The organism is Streptomyces sp. NPDC127092 (assembly GCF_042722475.1).
Lineage (GTDB): Bacteria > Actinomycetota > Actinomycetes > Streptomycetales > Streptomycetaceae > Streptomyces.
The window spans coordinates 1-1,294 of record NZ_JBHXFE010000276.1 but is presented as its reverse complement, the minus strand read 5'-3'; the positions used below and the strand labels follow the sequence as shown (position 1 = coordinate 1,294).

General features: G+C 64.5%; 2 protein-coding genes. Both read left to right on the top strand.

Going from position 1 to position 1,294, the window contains the following annotated elements; translation table 11 throughout:
* Positions 1 to 944: ABC transporter ATP-binding protein (locus ACFWJO_RS39635; RefSeq protein ID WP_386873141.1), on the top strand; the 944-nt coding region annotated here is incomplete at its 5' end.
* Between the two features lie 14 nt (positions 945 to 958).
* Positions 959 to 1,294: hypothetical protein (locus ACFWJO_RS39630; RefSeq protein WP_386873139.1), on the top strand; the 336-nt coding region annotated here is incomplete at its 3' end.

Below are 1,294 nucleotides of genomic sequence, written 5' to 3'. Positions count from 1 at the left end.
GTATCAACGTTCCGGCGTACAAGCGCAACATCGGCATGGTCTTCCAGTCCTACGCGTTGTGGCCCAACATGACGGTGCGAGAAAACATCCGGTACCCCTTGAAAGTTCGGGGGATGAAGAGCGCCATCGCCGCCGGACAGGTCGAGAACGCAGCAGGCATGGTTGATTGCGGCGCCCTGCTCGACCGGTATCCGTCCCAACTCAGCGGTGGACAGCAACAGCGAGTAGCCGTGGCCCGCGGCCTGGTCGCCCAACCCAACCTGGTGCTGTTCGACGAACCCCTGAGCAATCTCGATGCGCGGCTGCGTGATCAGGTGCGGTCTCAGATTCATCAACTACACCAACGACTGGGTTTCACTGCCGTATTCGTCACCCACGATCAGGCCGAGGCGTTTGCGCTCGGCGACCGACTCGCCATCATGAAGGCGGGCAAGATCGAACAGTACGACACCCCGGAGCGGGTCTACGAGACCCCTTCCTCCGACTATGTCGCGGCGTTCATCGGGATGGCGAACCGGCTCGAACTCGTCCGCCGGCACGAGGTGTGGACCACGCGAGCGGGGGCTCCCGTCGATCTCGTCGCGGCCGGAGTCCAGGGCAACTACATCAGCGGCGATACGGCTCTGGGAAGGCTCCGGCCCGACGACCTCGCACTTCATCGTTCACTCGACGAGGTCCGTGCGGGTGACGTCGGCTTCGTCGGCGATCTCGTCACCTCGGAGTACGGAGGCCGCTATTTCGACGTGACGGTCGATGCCGGAGGTGAGCAGTTGTTCGTCCGCGCAGATGCGGAACTGCACGGACGCTGGTTGCGTGGTGCCGCCATCGGATCTCCTCTGGTGGTGAGCTTCTCGCCCACCAAGCTGCGAGTGTTTCCGCATCCGGACGGCCACGTGGATCTCCAGGTTCCCGTGCTCGCCCAGGCCGCCCGATCGGAGGCGTGATGGCTACGGTTGCCGTGAGCCGCGGCGCACGTCCGTTCGTCGTCAGTACGGTGTGGCGTACCCGGCTCGGGTACGGCGCGCTGCTGGCGGTTCTGGCGTATCTCGTCGTGCTACCGCTCTTCCGATTGCAGTCGCTGGCGTTCGAGGACGGCGGTCGCGGATATCAAGCCCAGTACGGCCGGTACGACATCGGCCAAACCATCCGGACGACCATCGCGCTCGCTGTCTCGTCACTCGCCATCGCCATGGTCCTGGGAACGATTCTTGCGTTCGCGGCGACCAGGCTGCCACGCCGGCTGAGCTTTCTCAGGATCGTCCCCATCCTGCCCATCGTGATGCCGGCGGTGGCC